At 63.9% G+C, this 20,241-nt stretch carries 9 protein-coding genes; 5 read left to right on the top strand and 4 right to left on the bottom strand.

Annotation, left to right across the window (positions count from 1 at the left end; translation table 11 throughout):
- The first annotated feature begins 2 nt into the window (after window positions 1-2).
- Window positions 3-1,949, top strand: a complete 1,947-nt coding sequence (gene lapD, locus G559_RS0118765; protein ID WP_028629721.1) for a cyclic di-GMP receptor LapD — start codon at window positions 3-5, stop codon at window positions 1,947-1,949.
- A 188-nt stretch (window positions 1,950-2,137) separates the two neighbouring features.
- Here the strand turns inward: lapD and G559_RS0118760 are convergent, their stop codons facing one another.
- Window positions 2,138-2,476, bottom strand: a complete 339-nt coding sequence (locus tag G559_RS0118760) for a hypothetical protein (RefSeq protein WP_028629720.1) — start codon at window positions 2,474-2,476, stop codon at window positions 2,138-2,140.
- Between the two features lie 60 nt (window positions 2,477-2,536).
- Window positions 2,537-12,565 carry a retention module-containing protein gene (locus tag G559_RS0118755; protein ID WP_028629719.1) on the bottom strand — a complete coding sequence of 3,343 codons (10,029 nt, stop codon included), beginning with the start codon at window positions 12,563-12,565 and terminating at the stop codon, window positions 2,537-2,539.
- Between the two features lie 467 nt (window positions 12,566-13,032).
- On the opposite strand from G559_RS0118755, the gene G559_RS0118745 reads away from it, so the two are divergent.
- From G559_RS0118745 to G559_RS0118735, 3 genes are read left to right on the top strand one after another with little or no spacing between them, the layout of a single operon-like run.
- A complete protein-coding gene (locus tag G559_RS0118745; RefSeq protein ID WP_028629718.1) occupies window positions 13,033-14,388 on the top strand; it encodes a TolC family outer membrane protein in 1,356 nt (451 codons plus the stop codon).
- 22 nt (window positions 14,389-14,410) lie between these two features.
- Window positions 14,411-16,570: a type I secretion system permease/ATPase gene (locus G559_RS0118740; protein ID WP_028629717.1), complete on the top strand. Its 2,160-nt coding sequence runs from the start codon at window positions 14,411-14,413 to the stop codon at window positions 16,568-16,570.
- An 11-nt stretch (window positions 16,571-16,581) separates the two neighbouring features.
- Entirely contained in the window at window positions 16,582-17,934 is a 1,353-nt protein-coding gene (locus tag G559_RS0118735; protein WP_028629716.1) for an HlyD family type I secretion periplasmic adaptor subunit, read from the top strand.
- Window positions 17,935-18,242: 308 nt separating this feature from the next.
- On the opposite strand, the gene G559_RS0118730 is transcribed toward G559_RS0118735, so the two are convergent.
- Window positions 18,243-18,845 carry a tRNA-uridine aminocarboxypropyltransferase gene (locus G559_RS0118730; protein ID WP_028629715.1) on the bottom strand — a complete coding sequence of 201 codons (603 nt, stop codon included), beginning with the start codon at window positions 18,843-18,845 and terminating at the stop codon, window positions 18,243-18,245.
- A gap of 138 nt (window positions 18,846-18,983) precedes the next feature.
- Window positions 18,984-19,877 (bottom strand): LysR family transcriptional regulator, encoded by an 894-nt coding sequence (locus G559_RS0118725; RefSeq protein ID WP_028629714.1) that lies wholly within the window; start codon window positions 19,875-19,877, stop codon window positions 18,984-18,986.
- Window positions 19,878-19,991: 114 nt separating this feature from the next.
- Between G559_RS0118725 and G559_RS29090 the strand changes: the two genes are divergently transcribed.
- Window positions 19,992-20,241: hypothetical protein (locus tag G559_RS29090; protein WP_036997578.1), on the top strand; the 250-nt coding region annotated here is incomplete at its 3' end.

The raw sequence follows: 20,241 nt of genomic DNA, 5'->3' as shown, positions 1-20,241 counted from the left end.
TCATGTCGTTACTCAAGCAACTGTTCCTGGCCATCTGCCTGCTGCTCGCACTGGCCTTCGCCGGCAGCTTCCTCGCCGGAGTCGAAAGCTCCCGCGAGCAGTTGCTCAGCCAGTTGCGCTCCCATGCCCAGGACGCGGCGACGGCGCTTGGCCTGTCGATGACGCCCCATGTCGACGACGCGGCAATGATCGAACTGATGGTCAGCTCCATCTTCGACAGCGGTTACTTCGCCAGCATCCGAGTGGTGCGCATCCCCGATGGCGGCGTCATTGCCGAGCGCCGCACCACCACGACCAGCGAACAGGTGCCCAGCTGGTTCGCCAACCTGGTCGATCTGCGGCCCCAGGGAGGCGATGCGCTGATCATGCGCGGCTGGCAACAGGCGGCGCGGGTGGAGGTGCTCAGCCATCCCCAGTTCGCCCTGGCCAAGCTTTGGGACAGCGCAGTCGGCAGTCTCGCCTGGCTGCTGCTCTGTGGCCTGCTCAGCGCGCTGGTCGGCGCGTGGTTGCTGCGTACCCAACTGCGGCCGCTGGACAACATGGTCCAGCAAGCCGAAGCCATCAGCCGCCGAGAATTTCTAGCCCTGCCGAAAGTGCCGCGCACGCCGGAGCTGCGTCGCGTGGTACTGGCCATGAACCAGATGGTGGACAAGCTGCGCAACCTCTTCGCCGAGGAAGCCGCACGCAGCGAACGCCTGCGCGAAGAAGCCTATCAGGACAGCCTCACGGGCCTGGCCAACCGTCGTCAGTTCGACATTCGCCTGGCCAACCAGTTGGTGCCCAACGACCAGAACGCCGCCGGCTACTTGCTGCTGCTGCGGGTCAACGACCTGGCTGGGCTCAACCAGCGCCTCGGCGGTCAGCGCACCGACGCCTTGATTCGGGATATCGGCGAGCTCCTCCAGGACCTTGAACAGAAGCGCGGCACCCCCGACTGGCTCGCCTCACGCAGCCGCGGCGGTGAGTTCTCGCTGCTCGCCCCCGGTCTCAACAGCGAAGACATCGAGCACCTGACCGCAGAGCTCGCTGATCGCCTGGAGAACCTGCATGCCACTGGCGCCAGTGACCGCAGCCCGGTAGCCCTGCTGGGTATCGCCGCCTACCGACCGGGGGAAGACATCCATAAGGTCATGGGCCGTGCCGATCAGGCGCTGGCCCAGGCGGCCCAAAGCACGGACCGACCCTGGGTCCGCCTGGACGACTACGACGCCGCACCTGGTCAGAGCCTGCACGACTGGCGGGTCTGGATCGACGACGCACTCAACAAGGGCAAGCTGCGCCTCTACTTCCAGCCAGTGGGCCTCTGTACGAATGCCGCGCAAATCCTGCACCACAAAGTGCTGGCGCGCCTGCTCGACCCCCAGGGCGAAGCCGTCCCCGCCGGACGCTTCCTGCCCTGGATCGAACGCCTGGGCTGGGCCGCGCGCTTCGACCTGGCGATGCTGGAGCACTGCCTGGCGCATCTGCAGCAGACGCCTTCGCCTATCGCCCTCAGTCTGTCAGCCGCCAGCCTGCAACAGGGCGACAACCGCGAACGCCTGCTCGCGTTGCTGAAGAGCCATCCACAGCAAGCGGCGCTGCTCACGCTGGAACTGGATGAGCGCCATCTACCGCCCGCGAACGAGCTCGGGCAGATCTGCCAGGCAATTCGCGAAACCGGCTACAGCGTGGGCCTGCAGCACTTCGGCGGACGCTTCAGCCTGATCGGCAACCTGGCCCACCTGGGGCTGGCCTACCTGAAGATCGACGGCACCTACATCCGCACCATCGACCAGGAAAGCGACAAACGCCTGTTCATCGAAGCGCTGTTCCGCGCGACCAACAGCATCGACCTGCCACTGATCGCGGAGATGGTGGAAACCGAGGGGGAGCTGGAGGTGCTCAAGGAACTGGGAATCCAGGGGGCCATGGGCCGACTGATCGGCGCACCGGCGCCCTGGCATGAGTAACCGGCCCTGCCTGTGATGATTGAAAGACTCTGACTAGCCGGGTGAAGTCGGCGTTTCGGTAGGTGGTGAGCTGCTTGCGAACCATCGCGCTCGGACTGTTCGCGAGCAAGCTCGCTCCTACAAGTTCGGAGGTGAACCCGGCGTAGACGCGCGAGCGTTGGCTTTGCACGCGTCCAGGTGCAACCCGTTCACTGCGGCAAGCGCGTCTCGTCGGGCACCAATCCGCCCAGATCCTCCACCTGCGCACGGGCGTAGGCACGGTGCTGGAGCTTGTGACGAGCAGGTTCCGGCAGGTCGGTGTAGTTCATCAAGCCCCGACTCACCAGTACCTGCACCAGGTCCTCGATCACCCGCACCAATTCCAGGTCGGAATGCTGCAAGGACATCAGGTGGTCATGCAGGCTGCGGCTGGCGAACCAGCTCTGCACCTCCGGGTCGTTGGCCGGCATGCTCTGGGTCATGCTCTCGAAGGGCTCGTGTTCCACCCGCAGCACTCTGCCTTTTTCGTCGCGTTGCACGAAAACCATGGTTCCCTCCCTTTGCCATCGAGAATCGGGGCCGCCCTGAGAGCGGCCCCCTTCCGCCGATCAGACATCCACCTTCAACGAACCGTCATCGAGCATGTGCGAAATCACCGAGGCGGTATCCGGTGCGCTATATGCGGCCATCAGATTCACCCCTTGCAGCACGATGGTCTGTCCTTCCCCGCCCGCCGCCGCCGCGTTGCTGTCCACCGTGATGGTGGTGTTGGCACCGAAGGCCATGGTCAGGTAATCGTCCAGGCTGCCTACATCGCTGTGCTCGCCACTGAGCAATTGCGACAGGTCCAGCTTGTCCACGCCCGGGTTGAAGCCGGCGATGGTGGTGACGCCACTGTCGCCAGGCAACCACTTGAAGGTATCCGCCCCGGCGCCGCCATCGAGCAGGTCGTCGCCGCCATTGCCAGCGAGTACGTTGTCGCCGCTGTTGCCGGTGAGCACGTCATCGAAGCGCGAGCCCAGCAGATTCTCGATGTCGATGAGGGTATCCAGGCCTCCGCCGCCGGTGTTCTGCTGGCCAATCAGAGCCAGATCCACTGCAACACCCACATTGGCGCCGTCGTAAGACACCGTGTCGCTACCGACCCCTCCGTCCATCACATCGTTGCCCAATCCCCCCACCAGCACGTCATCCCCCGCCATGCCGGAGAGATGATCACTGCCACTGGTCCCCTGGATCACATCACTGGTTGTGGTGCCTACGAAGGTGCTGCCCGCCTCCATCGTCACATGCAGCGACTGGGTCGAGGTGGAATCACCGTCTGCGTCCTTGATACCCACCTGGAAGTCCAGTTCGGTATCCAGTGTATTGCTCTCGGCGGTAATGAAGCCGATATCCGAAACCTTGAGCACATCGTTATCGGTTGCCGACGAGCCAAAGCTGGTTCCATTGGCTACATTCGAGGCGCCACCGCCCCCAAGCGCCGAATTGAAGTCGATGGCACTGGAGGTGGTGATGTCTTCGACGCTGGTGAGTATCTGTGCGCCGTAAATCTGCCAACTCTCGCCGGACGCATTGAAGTCGTTGCTCTCGATGACGATGGCCCCGTCATTGTTGCCCAGGGTAATGCCGTAGGCAGCCAGTGCCACGCTGTTGGCGGTCATGATGTCACTGTTGCTCACGACCAATGCTCGCGTGGTCTTGGTACCGCCCGCACCGATCAGCTTGAGCACGACAACCAGGTCTTCATTGCCAACCCCGTCGAACTTGAGGAACATCCCGGCCGCACGGGCAGACGGCTCGACGCCGAGGTTGCCCTTGGGATTCGAGGTATAGAAGTTCAGGTCCAGCACCTCGCCCTTGCCCAATGTGTCTCCGCCCACGCCATTGTCCAAGTTGCTCACGCTGACCCATGAGGTGCTCTGGCTGAACAGCTCGCCTTGACTGAAGACCGACGTGTTGTCCGTGCCGGCCCGCAGGTTATCTTCGTCGGTGCCGCTGCCGGGTTCGGAGTAGCTGGTGTACTGGACGTAGAAATCGTTATCCAGCTCCACCACCGACACCGCCGGCTGGGTATTGTCCGGTAACGTACTGTTTACCTCGTATCCGGAGATGCTCAGCGATGTACTGGTCTTGAAGATGGTGAAGCCCTGGATCGGCTCATTCAGCGACACCGTGTAGGTGCCGTTGGCCTTATCGAACACCAGCGTACCGGCAGCATCATCGAGCACGCCCGGGCTGGCCGGATTCGGCGCATACCGGAAGCTGATATCGAAGGTTGCTGTCGAGGCAGTTTCGGAAACCCAGGTGACAGCAGTCGACGAAATAGCGCTACCGCCGACGGTGCCGCTGAGACTGATGGAAGTGAAGTCCGAGTCCGTGGCCGAGAAAGGCCCACTGCCGCGGGTATCCGCACCGGTGCTGTAATCGAAGACGCCAGTCGCTCCACCAGGATTGCTGCTATTCGAGTAGACCAGGTTCGAGGCGGCCAGGATTGTCGGAATATCGTCTTCCACCTGGATAAGCAGATCTCCTGCCAACGGCAGGTTCCCGCTGCCATTGCTCGCCTGGAGGGCCCCTGTCAGATTCAGAGTGAGAATCTGGTCGTCACCACCCGCGCCGCCGGGATGGTCCAGCGCGCCCAGCAAGGTGAAGGTGTAGCTGCCATCGCTACCCACCTGCAGGGTGAAGACGGTATCCGCATCGGCCTTGGCGACCAGGGTGTCGCCCTCGCGTGAGTAGGTGACCGCAACGCCATCGGACGTCAGCACGGGCATCGCCTGTGGGGTAGCGGTCACGCTGAACTGCGCGCCAACCGGGGTGCCGACCAGCAGCTCGCCGAGATTGCCGGTCACCACGGTCGTCTGGGCATCACCGTCGGTGATGCCACCCGGCAGCTCGTCCTCGTCCACGCGGCCGATCACTGGCGAAGCGTCTTCGATCCGCACCGTCAGCGAGGCGCTCGACGGGTCTCCATCCTTGTCGATGATGCTATAGGTGAAGCTCTCGCTGGTGTCGGCCACCACATCGTTCGACGCGACGTAGGTCCAGGCGCCGGTGGTGAAATCGAAACTCAGCTTGCCGCCGCCAGGTGTGGTGATCGCACTCAGCACGTTGCCGGACAGACTGCCACCACTGCTCAGGCTTATGCTGCCGGCGCCATTCCAGTTGTAGGTGACGGTACCGATCTGGATGGATTGGATGCGGCCCGCACCATCAGCACCGAAGGCATCGTCATCACCGCCACCCACTGCGTTGTCGCTACCCAGCAGGACGTTGCCGGACACCACGTTGAAGTCCTGGCCACAGCCTTCGGCCACATCGGCACTGTCGTTCTTCGCATGCGGTGTATCGTCATCGACCTTGATATCCAGGGTGCCGTTGGTGGAGTCGCCGTCCTTGTCGGCGACCTGATAGGCCAGGGTGAAGAGCTGGTCGTTCTCCTGGTCGCCCAGCGCATGCTGGATGGGTGCGAGTTGGGTCACCCCGTAGGCACCAGTGGTGCTGTCGAGGGTTACTTCAATGACCGTGGTAGTGCCCTGTTTGATCAACAAGGTGGTGCCGGACTTCACATAGGTGAAGCCGTCAGGCGCGCCCGTGGTCAGCCACTGGACATCACCAGCGCCATCGGCACCGAAACCGAACCCTACGCTGCCCGTGGCATTCGCCGAGTCAGGATCGTCACCCGAGCCATTCGGAATTCCGCCGGGAAGGGCGTCGTCATCCAGTTGCACCACGACATTGCTGTTCACCGTCGGAGCGGCATCGCGGAAGCTGATGGCGCAGCCCAGATCGAGGGTCGCGCTGTCCTTGTCGCCGTCGCCATCGGTAATGGTGGCGGTCAGGGTGATCAGGTCGGCACTGGACAAGCCAGCCACCTGGTCAGGCCCGCTGTCCGGCGAATGAATGATCGCGCGCTGCTGGTCCAGGGTTACCGTGCCATCGGCGGCCACGCTCAGGCGGAACGCCACCTGCCCGCTGCCGCTGACCAGGCCGACGATGTCCGAACCAACCTTGGACAGCAGGATGCTGTTGCCCGTCGCGGTGTCCTTCAGCCCGCTGTCCACACCCACAGATTTCACATCCAGGCTGTAGGTGATGGCGTTGCTGACAGCCGCTCCGTCAGCGCCGAACACCGTCGTGAAGGCCCCGGCGAAGCTGGTGCTGGCATTGAGGCTAAGATTGGTCTCGTCCACCTGCGCGCCCAGGGCGCCCAGACTCGTCACGCTGATATCGGGCACGTCGTCGACGATGCTGACAGTCAGGCTGCCGGTGCCGGTGTTGCCGTTGGCATCGACAACCTGGAAGGTGAAGGTTTCCGTGAACTGCAGGTTGTTGCCGTTGTTGCCCGGATTGACCTTGGGCGCAGAGAGCAAGGTGTAGGTGTACGAGCCGTTGCTGCCGAGCACCAACTGGCCGTACTGGCCGTTGCCCGCTCCGACACCCAGGCTGAAGCTATAGGGCCCGTTGCCGCCACTGCCCACAAGGGTGCCGCTGGCGAACTCATCGTTGCTCGTTGGCGCGCTGCCAAAGCTCAGGGCGGCTTCACGCACATCCTGATCCGAGCCGGCCTGCACACTGCCGACCACCGTGTAATTGGACACATTAATGGTCAGGGTCGTGGTGCTCAGATCACCATCGGCATCGACAATGCTGTAGGTGAAGGTATCGACCGCGCCGGCCTGACCCACGGAGTTTGCATGGCTGGTGTAGGTGTAACTGCCGTCGGCATGCAGTACCAGGGTGCCCAGACCGGTATCGATGGGCACGCCGACATCTCCCGAAACCGGGGTCGACGTGTCATTACCGGTACGCACGCCCACCACACCGGTGGTCGGCGACGGACGTCCATCGGCACCGAACACGTCCGCCACCGAGCCCAGACCGGCGCCGCTGACCACATTGCCATTGACGCTGCTGCCTTCGCTGACCGATGCACCATCGGCCTTCGCCTGCGGCAGATCATCGACGATCTCGATGGTCGCCGTGGCCCAGGCGCTGGTCACGCCATCGCTAACGGTGATCTGGAAGCCATCCGTCTCCGGTCCGGCGCCATCGGTAGTGGCTTCGGTCAGCGTGTAGCTGAAGCTGTAGGTACCGTTGCTATAGCCGGTGATCTGCACGGTGCCATGGGCAGTGGTGAAGCTCTGTCCGACCAGACTGGTGAAATCGCTGGTGGTCAGGTCCACCGTCAGGCCGCCGACGCTGAGCGACTGCAGATCTCCCAGGCCATCAGGGTCGCCAATAGTGAAGGTGCCATCGACCTGAGTACTGCCATCACCGGCGCTGGAACCCTCCGGCAACCCCTTCTCATAGACCTGGGCCATTCCACCCTGGGCATCCGGGAAACTGACCTCAACCGTCGGTGTGTCGTTGCTGCCAATGATGGTGAGGGTCAGGGTCGAGTCGCTGGCGTCGCCATCGGCATCACGCATGCTGTAGGCGTAGTGCAGGACCACCTGCTCGCCCGGCTCCAGCGCTTCCACGGCCGCCGAACCATTGGCCAGTGCGAAGCTGTAGCTGCCATCGGCATTCAGGGTGACAACGCCATAGGGTGTACTTACCAGCAGGCTGCCGTTATCGCCCGGCGTGGCACCGGCTACGCCATTCCAACGAGTGAAGGCCTTGGTCTGGTCGGCACCACCGGCATCGTTGTCCAGCACGTTGCCGCCCAGGGTGGCGGGGACGCTGCCTTCGATGATGCTGGCGCTGTCGGCATATGCCTTGGGTGTATCGTCGTCCACATTGATGACCAGGCTGCCCGTGGCGCTATCGCCATCGGCATCCGTCACCTTGTAGGCAATGCTGAAGCTCACATCGTTTTCGTCATACCCGGCCGGATGCATGATCGGGTTGTTCTGAACGACGCTGTACGCACCGGTCGCCCAGTTCAGGGTCAGAGTCAGGACAGTGAGGCCGCCCTGCTTGATCAACAGGTTGTCGCCGTGCTTCTCGTAGCTGAAACCATCGGGCGCGCCGCTGGTAAGCAGCGTGATCGAACCAGGACCGTCCGCCCCGAAGCTATGCCCCAATTTACCGGTGACATTCGCGGTATCCGGCGTGACGTCGCCCATGCCATAGGCGTTGCCGCCTGGCAGGGCATCATCATCCAGTTGCACCACGGGGCTGGTGCTGACCATGGGCGTGTCATCATCCACCTTGATGTACAGCGAGCCATCGGCGCGGTCGCCGTCGCGGTCGACGATCTTGTACTCGACCTCGAAGGTCAGGTCGTTCTCGTCGTAACCGTTGGCATGCAGGATCGGTGCGTTCTGGGTGACGGTGTAGGCGCCGGTGAACTTGTCCAGGGTGATGGTGATAACGGTCACGTCGCCCTGCTTGATGAGCAGGCCGCCTTGGGTTTCCACATAGGTGAAACCATGGGGTGCGCCGCTATCCTGCAACTCGATCTCACCCGGGCCATCAGCACCGAAATCATGGGCGATGGTGCCGCTGGTGTTCCGAGTGTCGGGATCACTGTCGCCCTCGCCGCCGGGGTTGCCGTAGGGCAAGGCATCGTCGTCGAGGCAGACCTTCACGTAGGGATCGATGCTGGGCGCGTCATCCTTGAAGCTGATGGCGTTGCCCAGGTCGAGCGAGGCACTGTCCTGGTCACCATCGCCGTCTGTAATGGTGGCGTTCAGGGTGATCAGGTCGGTACCGGCCAGCCCTGCGGCCTGGTCCGGCCCGTCATTGGGGGTGTGGAAGATCGCCCGCGATTGATCCAAGGTTAGCGTGCCGTCAGCGGCCACACTCAGGCGGAACGCCAGTTGCCCTCCTCCAACCACGCGGCCGACGATATCCGCGCCTTCCTTGAACAGCAGGATGCTGCTGCCGGTCGCAGTATCGCGCAGGCCGCTGTCCACCCCTGGCGACTTCACATCCAGGCTGTAGGTAATGGCATTGCTCAGGGCTGCGCCATCGGCGCCGAACACCGACGAGAAGGCTCCGGCGAAGCTGGTGCTGTCGGTGGCGCCGAGGGTGGTCTCGTCGACCTGCAGGTCGAGCCCTTCCAGCCCCCTCACGCTGATGCTCGGCACATCGTCGATGATGTCGATGGTCAGGGTGCCGATGCCGGTATTGCCGTTGGCATCGGTCACCGTGAAGGTGAAGGTTTCAGTGAACTGCAGGTTGTTGCCGTTGTTGTCCGGATTGACCTTGGGCGCAGAAATCAGCGTGTAGGTGTAAGACCCATTGCTGTTGACTACCAACTGGCCGTACTGGCCGGTGCCGGCGCCAACGCCCAGACTGAAGCTGTAGGGGCCGTTGCCTCCGTTGGCTACCAGGGTGCCGCTGGCGAATTCGTCATTGCTGGTGGGTTCGCTGCCGAAGCCCAGGGCTGCCTCGCGGACGTCGTCGTCCGAGCCGGCCTTCACGTCGCCAACCACGGTGATGTTCGACAGGTCGATGGTCAGGGTCGTGGTGCTCAGGTCACCATCGGCGTCGACGATGGTGTAGGTGAAGGTATCCACTGCACCCGCCTGCCCCAGGGCGTTGGCGTGGCTGGTGTAGGTGTAACTGCCGTCGGCATGCAGCACCAGGGTGCCCAGGCCGGTATCGATTGGCACCCCCACGCCGCCAGCGGCCGGCGTCGAAACATCGCCACCGGTACGCACGCCCACCACGCCGGTCGCCGGTGAGGGTCGGCCATCGGCACCGAACACGTCCGCTACCGATCCCAAGCCAGCGCCACTGACCACGTTTCCGCTGACGCTGCTGCCTTCACTGACCGAAGCATCGTCGGCCTTCGCTTGCGGCACGTCGTCGACGATCTCGATGGTCACCGTGGCCGACGCATTGGCCAGCCCGTCGCCCACATTAATAAGGAAGCCGTCCGTCTCCGGACCAGCGGTGTCGGTGATGGCTTCGGTCAGGGTGTAGCTGAAGCTGTAGGTGCCGTTGCTGTAGCCGGTGATCAGCACCGTGCCATGGGCCGCCGCGAAGCTTTGCCCCACCAGGCTGGCGAAGCCGCTGGTGGTGAGGTCGACCGTCAGGCTGCCGACGCTGAGAGTCTTCAGGTTGGCCAGGCCGTCCGAATCCGCGACCGTGAAGCTGCCGGTGGTGATGTTGCTGCCGTCGCCCGCGCTGCTGCCATCCGCCAGGCCCTTCTCGAATACCTGGGCCAGCCCGCCCTCGGCATCCGGGGTACTGACCTCGATGGTGGGGATGTCGTTGCTGCCGGTGATGGTAAGGGTCAGCGTTGAATTGCTCGGATCGCCGTCGGCGTCCTGCATGGAATAGGCGTATTGCAGGGTGACCTGCTGGCCTTCGGTCAGGGCTTCCACCGCGGCCGAACCGTTGGCCAGCGCGAAGCTGTAGCTGCCGTCGGCATTCAGGGTGACCACGCCATACGGGGTGTTCACCTGCAGGCTGCCATTCTCGCCCGTGGTGGCACCTGCCACACCGTTCCAGCTGGTGAAGGCCTTCGGCTGGTCGGCACCGCCGACATCATTGCCCAGCACATTGCCGGACAGGCTCGACGGCACGCCGTTCTCGGTCAGGCCGCCGCTGTCCGGGTTGGCCTGCGGCACATCGTCGACGATCTCGATGGTCACCGTGGCCGACGCATTGGCCAGCCCGTCGCCCACATTAATAAGGAAGCCGTCCGTCTCCGGACCAGCGGTGTCGGTGATGGCTTCGGTCAGGGTGTAGCTGAAGCTGTAGGTGCCGTTGCTGTAGCCGGTGATCAGCACCGTGCCATGGGCAGCCGCGAAGCTTTGCCCGACCAGGCTGGCGAAGCCGCTGGTGGTCAGGTCGACCGTCAGGCTGCCGACGCTGAGGGTCTTCAGGTTGGCCAGGCCGTCCGAATCCGCGACCGTGAAGCTGCCAGTGGTGACCGTGCTGCCGTCACCCGCGCTGCTGCCATCCGCCAGGCCCTTCTCGAAGACCTGGGCCAGCCCGTTCTCGGCATCCGGGGTGCTGACCTCGATGGTGGGGATGTCGTTGCTGCCGATGATGGTGAGGGTCAGCGTCGAATTGCTCGGGTCGCCGTCGGCGTCCTGCATCGAATAGGCGTATTGCAGGGTCACCTGCTGGCCTTCGGTCAGGGCTTCCACCGCGGCCGAACCGTTGGCCAGCGCGAAGCTGTAGCTACCGTCGGCATTCAGGGTGACCACGCCATACGGGGTGTTCACCAGCAGGCTGCCATTCTCGCCCGTGGTGGCACCTGCCACACCGTTCCAGCTGGTGAAGGCCTTGGGCTGGTCGGCACCGCCAACGTCGTTGCCCAGCACATTGCCGGACAGGCTCGACGGCACGCCGTTCTCGGTCAGGCTGCCGCTGTCGGGGTTAGCCTGCGGCACATCGTCGACGATCTCGATGCTGACATTGGTCGAAATCGGTAGCCCCAGGCCGTCGCTCAAACTGATGAGGAATCCATCTCGCTCGTCGCCTGCGGCGAGGTCGGAAATGGGCCTGGTCAGCGTGTAACTGAAGCTGAAGGTGCCGGTGGAAGCGTCGAATCCTGTGATCCGAACCGTGCCAAAAGCCGCTTCGAACCCCCCGCCGATCAAGCTGGCAAGCGGGTGATCCGGGTCGATCTGCAGGTCCAGGCCACCAACGCCCAGGCTCTTCAACTTATCCAGGCCGTCAGGGTCCCGAATCGTGAAGGTGCCATGCACCACATTGCTGCCATCGCCTTCGCTGGAACCGCCAGGCAGGCCACGCTCGAACACCCGGACGACACCGCCCTCGGCATTGGGGAAATTGACTTCCACGGTTGGAACGTCATTTTGGCCGACGATGGTAATGGTCAGATTTGCGGAGCTCTGGTCGCCATTGCCGTCCTGGATGCTGTAGCCGAAGTCGATATTGACGGTTTCCCCTTCGCCCAGCCCTTCGACTGCCGGCGTACCGTTGGCCAGTTCGAAGTTGTAGCTGCCGTCGGGGTTCAGGGTCACCACACCATACGGGGTGCTCACCAGCAGGCTGCCGTTCGGACCGCTGGATGCACCGGGAGCTTGCCAGGAAAGGAACTGCGTCGGCAGATCGGGGCCGCCGTCGTCGTTATCCAGCACATTGCCCTGCACGCCTTCGCCGCCCTCTTCGACCGTCTGGGCATCATCTTCGGCGACCGGCACACCGTTGACCGGAGGTACGACGACCTCCAGTTCCTCTGCCGCGATGGCGACATCGGGATTGGGAAACTCGGGAACGGAGCCGATCGGGCCAGTAGGGAAGCCGATATTGGGATCGACCCTGCCTGCGGTCTCTCCCAGCAGCACAAAGGAGTGACCGCCACCGGCGTTACCGGAACCACCGCCACCCGAGCCCGGCCCTGCCGCAGTTGCTTCGGCTGCCTGGGTCGGGTCTACGCCCGCCTCGATGGCGGCCTGCAGCTTCTCGACGTCGGTGAGGTCCTGCTCGCTGGGTGTGGCGGCGGAATCAGCGGCGGCAGATTGGGTGGCATCTGGGGTGCCGGCCAGCAAGCTGTTGTTCAGTGCCATGCTGCTCTCGCGACCGAGCACCAGTTCCTGGCCGTTGGCCAGGGCCACTGCCACCGCGCCCTGGGCGCCGGTGACCAGTTGCTCGCCAGCGAATACCCGATCGCCTTCGGTGAGCAAGCGACGCGAACCATCCGCTGCCACGGCGAAGACTTCACCTACGACCTGCCGAACGACCCCGATTGATCCAGCCATGACTCCTTCCTCCCGCACCGCGTGCTGCCAAACGGGCAGCGCCGACACTAGTCAATGAGAGTCACAGCACGTCAAACCGGACATCGGTCCGATGAAGAAGCGTCAGAGAGAAGAGGCTCACACCCGCACAAAACCACGCAATGTCAATAAAACGTCACGCAGTCCGACGTCGCCCTACTCCGTCGGATTTACCCCGCCCTGAGTTCCTTGATATGTGCTTGACCACATTTGGCACCCACAAGTGGGGCCTGGAAGCCCCAAAACATGCGATCTGCTGGCAAAAAGATGTCTTGGATTTCCGACGAGTGCATAAGAATTTTTCCTGATAATCCATGTGAAAAATTCTTCTTAGCCCCTTCTAAAGTTGTTCTTAGCTCTGATGTTACAAGCCTGAAACGGTTTGCCATGGATTTTCGCCAATTTTTCGGCGCCAGGAAGCAAGAATCCGACATGGAGAACGACAAAAAATGCGCACTTTCACTCCCCTGTGGTCCAGCATTCTGCTTGCCATGGCTGCCACGCAAATCCAGGCCATGACGCTCACGGACGCGATCCAGAGCACCTTGGACAAACACCCCGAACTCCTCGCCAGCGCCCAGAATCGACTGGTCGCCGACGAAGAAGCGAAAGTCGCCAAAGGTGGGTACTTGCCGACCGTCGACCTGATAACCGGTGTAGGTCGGGAGCAGAGCGACAGCCCGTCCACACGAGCGCTCGGCGATCACAATAAGGAAACCCTGAATTTCCGTGATGCCGAACTGCGTCTGCGGCAAATGCTGTTCGATGGTTTCAACACGCCCAACGAGGTGGATCGCACCAAGGCCGTGGTCAATTCACGCGCCTACTTCACCCTGGGTACCGCCGAGAGCCTGGCACTGCGCACCGTGGAGGTGTACCTGGACGTGCTCAAGCGTCGTGAGATGGTGGCACTGGCCAAGAACAACCTGATGGCCCACGAGCGTATCCACGACCAGATCGGCCTGCGCAGCGAGCGCGGTGTGGGCAGCACCGCCGACCTCGACCAGGCCGAAGCGCGCCTGGCCCTGGCCAAGAACAACCTCTACACCGAGGAAGTGAACCTGGCCGACGCCGAAGCCAATTTCTATAGCGCCGTAGGCGTGCCGGCCGACGAACTGGTGACGCCGGCCACCATCAAGGGTGAGATGCCCGCCGACCTCGTGGCCGCGCGCCAGGGCGTGATGGAAACCAACCCTCTGCTGAAATCGGCCCAGTCCGATGTGCAGGCCGCCGAGAGCCAGTACGAATCCGCCAAGGCACCCTTCTACCCGCGCCTGGACGCCGAACTGGCCACCACTGCTGACGACAACGTGCAAGGTGACGAGGGTCACTACAACACCTGGCGGGCCGGTGTGGTGATGAACTACAACCTGTTCAACGGCATGCGCGACAAGGCCCGTCTGCAAGCCGCCGCCCACCAGATCAACCAGTCGATGGACATCCGCAACAACGCACTGCGGGTGCTGAACGAAAACCTTGCCCTGGCCTGGAACGCCATGGAAAACGCCCGCAAGCAGACCCCCGAGGCACGCGCCTACGCCGACTACACGGCCCGCGTCCGCGAGGCTTACCAGCAGCAGTTCGGCCTCGGCCAGCGCACCCTGCTGGACCTGCTGGACAGCGAGAACGAGCTCTTCACCGCCAACCGCCGCTATGTCGAGGTGCGCTACACCGAAGAGTTCTCCATGTACCGGGTGATTTCGGCCATGGGCGACCTGCTGCGCCGACAGAAAGTCGTGGTCCCGGCTGAAGCCGTCGCCCTCACCGAGGTGAGGAGCGAAGCCCAGTTGCCGGATATGAAGTGAACCCGCATGGGAGTCCAGGACCATGACCACCATGGAACGGACTGACAGTCCCAGAGATCCGCGCCAGGGCCATGACGACCCGCTGCTCGACGGCCTGCTGATCCTATGCCGGCTGCATGGTCGTGCCGCCAGCCGCGCCAGCCTGAGCAGCGGCCTGCCGTTGCCGGGCCAGCGCCTGTCAGCGGAACTGCTGCCTCGCGCGGCGGCGCGCGCCGGTTTGCAGGGTCGTCTGCTGCGCCGCGAACTGGACGCCATCTCGCCACTCAACCTGCCGCTGCTGCTGCTGCTCAAGGGCGGCCGCAGCGCGGTACTGACCCGGTTCGACGACAAGGGCCGCGCGCTGATCCTGCCCTGCGAAGCCGACGGCGGCGAGCAATGGGTGCCCCGCGACATACTGGCCCTGGAGTACAGCGGCCAGGCCCTGTTCGCTCGCCCGCGCCATGAACTGGAGGATGCCCACGCGCCGCTCGTGCCACGGGTAACCTCCTGGTTCCGCGACACCTTGCGGCTGTCCCGCTGGCTCTATGCCGATGCCATGCTGGCAAGCCTGCTGATCAACCTGCTGGGCATGCTGGTGCCGCTGTTCGTGATGCAGACCTACGACCGCGTAGTGCCCAACCAGGCCACCTCGACGCTCTGGGTACTGACCATCGGCCTGCTCATTGGCACTGGCTTCGACCTGCTGCTGCGGGTGCTGCGCGCCAACCTGCTGGACAACGCCGGCAAGAAGACTGACGTGGTGCTTTCGGCGACGCTGTTCGAGCGCATCATCGGCATGTCGATCAAGGCGCGGCCGGCCACCATCGGGGGCTTTGCCCAGAGCATCCACGACTTTCAGGGTCTGCGGGAATTCCTCACCGCGGTGACCCTCACCAGCCTGATCGACCTGCCCTTCTCGGTGCTGATGCTGCTGGTGATCGGCCTGCTCGGCGGGCCCCTGGTGGTGATCCCGCTGCTCGCCTTCCCGCTCACCGCGCTCTTCGCCTGGATCATCCAGACGCGACTGCGCGACACGGTGCAGCGCAGCCTGACCCTGGGCGCCGAACGCCAGGCGCTGCTGATCGAAACCCTCTCGGGCCTGGAAACCCTCAAGGCCTGCGGCGCCGAAAGCGAGCGCCAGCATCGTTGGGAACACACCCACGGCGCCCTCACCCGGCTCGACAGCCACGCCCGCTTCCTCTCTGCCCTGGCCACCAACGGCACCCTGTTCATGCAGCAGTTCGCCGGCCTGGCAGTGATCGTCGCCGGGGTCTACAGCATCATCGCCGGCAACCTCAGCGTCGGTGCACTGGTGGCCTGCTACATGCTCAACAGCCGCGTGCTCTCGCCACTCGGGCAGATCGCCGGGCTGATAACCCGTTACCAGCAGGCGCGTCTGACCATGAAATCCACCGACGCCCTGATGACCCTGCCCCAGGAGCGCGAGGCCATCCAGCAGCCGCTGGAACACCAGGTGTTCAAGGGCAACCTGGACGTTTGTCAGGTGGAGTTCCGCTACCCAGGGCAAACCACCCCGGCGCTCAACAAAGTCAGCCTGCGCCTGGCCGCCGGAGAACGCGTCGGCATCATCGGCCGCAGCGGCTCGGGCAAGAGCACCCTGGCACGCCTGATTCTCGGCTTCTACGCGCCAGACGAAGGCCAACTGCTGCTGGATGGCATCGACCTCCGGCAGACCGACATCGGCGACCTGCGCCAGCAGATCGGCTACGTCAGCCACGACCTGCCGTTGCTGGCCGGCAGCCTGCGCGACAACCTGACCCTGGGCGCACGCTACGTCAGCGACGAGCGCATGCTCGAAGTCGCGGAAATGACCGGCGTCGGCGAGCTCGCCCGCCAGCACCCGCAAGGTTACGACCGACCAGTGGGCGAACGTGGCCAACTGCTCTCCAGCGGCCAGCGCCAGGCCGTGCTGCTGGCCCGCGCACTGCTGCTCGACCCGCCACTGCTGGTGCTCGACGAACCCACCAGCGCCATGGACAACAGCAGCGAAGAACAACTGCGGCAGCGCCTGGCGACCTGGTCGGCGGGCAAGACACTGATCCTCATCACCCATCGCAGCTCGATGCTGGCGCTTGTCGATCGCCTGGTGGTACTGGACAACGGCCAGGTGGTCGCTGACGGGCCCAAGGACACCGTCATCGACGCCCTGCGCAAAGGCCGCATCGGCCAGGGCAATGCCTGAGGAGACACGCCATGGCCAGCGCAGAAAAGTCCACCCCCTACTTCGGTCGCCGCAACGGCGCCGATACCGCGTTCATGCCGGAAGTGGCCGGCGCCATGCTGGAAGACTCGCCACGGGCCACCCGCATCACGGTCTGGGTGGCGTGTACCCTGCTGCTGGTGGCGCTGATCTGGGCGCACTTCGCGGTGCTGGAAGAAGTGACCACCGGTGAAGGCAAGGCGATCCCCTCCAGCAAGGTGCAGGTGATCCAGAACCTGGAAGGCGGCATCGTCTCGGAAATCCTCGTGCGCGAGGGCCAGGTGGTGGACAAGGGCGCCGTGCTGCTGCGCCTGGACGACACCCGCTTCCTCTCCAACAAGGGCGAGAGCGAGGCTGACAGGCTGGCCCTGACGGCCCGCGTCGAACGCCTTTCAGCCGAAGCCGAGGGCCGCGAACTGGCCCTGCCCGAAGAGATCATCCGCGAGGCGCCGCAACTGGCCGAGGACGAAACATCGCTGTACCGGGCACGCGCCCAGCGCCTCGAAAGCGAGCAGCGCATTCTCAGCGAACAGCTGCGGCAGAAGAAGCAAGAACTGGCCGAGTTCCGTTCCAAGAGCGGGCAGTACCGCTCCAGCCTGGGGCTGATCCAGCAGGAGCTGAACATGTCCCAGCCCCTGGTGAAGGCCGGCGCCATCTCCCAGGTGGAGATCCTCCGCCTGCAGCGCAGCGCCGTGGAAACCCGTGGCGAACTGGAGGCGACCAACCTGGCCATCCCTCGCGCCGAATCGGCCATGTCCGAGATCGAGCGGAAGATGGAGGAAAGCCAGCTTGCCTTCCGCTCCGACGCCTTCAAGGAACTCAACGAGGTGCGCACCGAGCTGTCGAAGATAACCTCCACCGGCAAGGCCATCGATGACCGCGTCAGCCGCACCACCGTGGTGTCTCCGGTACGCGGGGTGATCAAGCAGCTCAAGGTGAACACCATCGGCGGCGTGGTGCAGCCCGGCAGCGATCTGGTGGAAGTGGTGCCGCTGGAAGACAGCCTGCTGATCGAAGCGCGCATCCGCCCGCAGGACGTGGCCTTCCTGCACCCCGGCCAGAAAGCCATGGTCAAGTTCACTGCCTATGACTACACCATCTACGGCGGCCTCAAGGCCGGCCTGGAGCTGATCAGCGCCGACACCATCCAGGACGAGGAAGGCAAGAGCTTCTACCTGATCCAGGTGCGTACCGATAAGAATCACCTGGGACAGGACGGCCACCCACTGCTGATCATCCCCGGCATGGTCGCCACGGTGGACATCATCACCGGCCAGAAGAGCGTGCTCGACTACCTGCTCAAGCCGGTGCTGAAAGCCCGGCAGGAAGCCATGCGCGAGCGGTAAGGCGATTCAGTCCCCTGGGCACTGTGGGGGCGATTTCAATCGCTAGGTCTGCGTTAGCGGTTGCGAGAGACTTACCATCGGGCCAAGAGCCTTGTAGGAGCTGGCTTGCCAGCGAAACGCGGCCATTCGCTGGCAAGCCAGCTCCTACGGGCAATGCAGCTACTTGCAACATGTAATGCAGACAGAGCCATTTCAATCGCCAAGCAGGACGAAGTCCTGCCCCTTCGAGTCCCTGCATTTCCCACCGACCCTCACCCCCAACCCTCTCCCAAAGGGAGAGGGAGCTGGCTTGTGCATCCCTTCGGGATTTACTCACCATCGCCGTGATTCTTCCTGAAGGTCTCCTCCCCCATCGCCTCGATCTGTCCCTGGATCAACGCCTCGAACGGCCGCAGCAGTTCATCGAAACGATTCGGCGCTTCGAGGATGTCGAGGGCTGCAACGATGGCTTCGAGGGTGGACAGGGCACCCGCCATGGGTGCCTTGCGCAGGCGGTAGCGGGAGGTCAGCCCCTCGGGCAGGGTCACTCGTGGCAGCGCTTCGAGCTCGGGGTTGAGGTAGAGCAACTTGCGCGCCTTGCGCCAGGTGCCGTCGGGCACCACCAGCAGCAGCGGGCGCGGATCGGCGGCCCCCATTTCACCCACCGGCCGGGCCGTCTCGCCGGGGAACAACAGGCAGGCGCGGAACCGGGAATCGGCGAGGGTCTCGGCCAGATCGGTGAAGCGCTCGCCCACGCGCAACTCCGCATTCGCCAGTCCCAGGGCAGCCAGGCGCGCGGTGTTCAGGGCATGGTTCACCTCGCTCGGATGCTGCAACAGCAGCACGCGGGTGCGGCTGGCCAGATACGGAATCAGCGGGCACAGGCAATGGGTTTCGGGGCGCTGGCAACGCGGGCATTGAGGGCGAGGCATGAAGGGTCTCCTGAGAGGCGCATTCTGCCACAGGGTGTCCGGGCGGCTACGCCACCCTTGGCCAATGAATTCGCCCCTGCAAGGAACTCGCGGGTGAGGTCGCCAAACGCAAAGCACATCCCAAAAACTCTGCGAGCGTCAGCGCAGGTTCAGTTGGGCCCGCAGCAGGTCACGGAAGGTGAGGATCAACGGTTCCTTCGCCCGCCCCCGGCGCAGGATCATGGAAAACGGTGCCTGGTAGCCGAAGGTGGCCGGCAGCAGGACCCGCAGGCGCTGCTGCTCGACCCAGGGCTGGGCATAGTGCTCGGGCAGGTAGCCGATGTAGGCGCCAGACAGCACCAGGATCAGTTGCGCTTCCATGGATTCCACGGTCGCCGCACTGTGCTTGAAGCCGTGGCGCGCCAGTTCTGCCTGGCTCCAGTAGCCACGCCCCACCATGCGCTGCTGGGTGATGAGCTCGCCGGGAATGCGCCGCTCGTTGTACAGCGGGTGGCGTTCACTGCAGTAGAGCCAGTGCTGTTCGCGGTAGAGCGGCTGGTAGACCAGGCCGTTCATCCGCGTGGAGAACGCGCCGATGGCCAGGTCCAGGCGGTTGTCGAGCACGCCGAGCTGCAGGTCGTAAGGGCTCATCACCGAGAGGTGCAGGTGCACCGCTGCGTGTTCCTGGCTGTAGGCGCCGATCACTTCAGCCAGCGGCAAAGCGGGATCGCTCACCGTGGAGTCGAGCACGCCGAGGTTCAGCGTGCCGCGCAGCTCGCCCTTGAGGGACGCGGAGTAGCGCTCGAAGCTTTCCAGTTCGCCCAACAGACGCAGGGTTTCCTGGTAGTACAGCTCGCCTTTGCTGGTCAGGCTGAACCCGCCGCGCCCACGGTGACAGAGCGTCAGGCCGACCTGCCCTTCCAGCTGGCTCATATAGGTGCTGATGGCCGAGGTGGAGAGGTTCAGCTCCTGCTGCGCGGCGGCGAAGCCCTGGTTGCGGACCACGCTGGCGAAGATGCGCAGGAGTTTCAGATCAGGCATGGCGGTGGACATGGAAGTACTCACGGTTCCGGGTGCGGTTGAACGATGTAGATCCTATGCAAAGGCCGCCCGCACGCCGATTCTTAATCCGGGGGATAGAAGGTTTGGCCCAGAGGAGGAATCGACATGCGAACGGCCTACGTTGAACAGCATAGTGCGAATGAACCGGTCCTGGCAGTGGCGCTGGAGTTGGCCAAGGCCAGTTGGAAAGTGGCGCTGAGCGATGCCCGGCGCAACCCCCGGCTGAAGACAGTCGACGCACCGCAGCCCCTGGCGCGCCTGGAGCAGGTGGTGCAAACGATCGCGGAGACGCGCGCGCTCTGGGCGTTGCCGGCGTCCGCCAGAGTGGTCGTGGTGTATGAAGCGGGCCAGGATG

The sequence above is a fragment of the Metapseudomonas resinovorans DSM 21078 genome, assembly GCF_000423545.1.
Taxonomy (GTDB): domain Bacteria; phylum Pseudomonadota; class Gammaproteobacteria; order Pseudomonadales; family Pseudomonadaceae; genus Metapseudomonas; species Metapseudomonas resinovorans.
The sequence above is the reverse complement of the archived record's forward strand: the minus strand, read 5'-3'. Positions and strand labels throughout refer to the sequence as shown.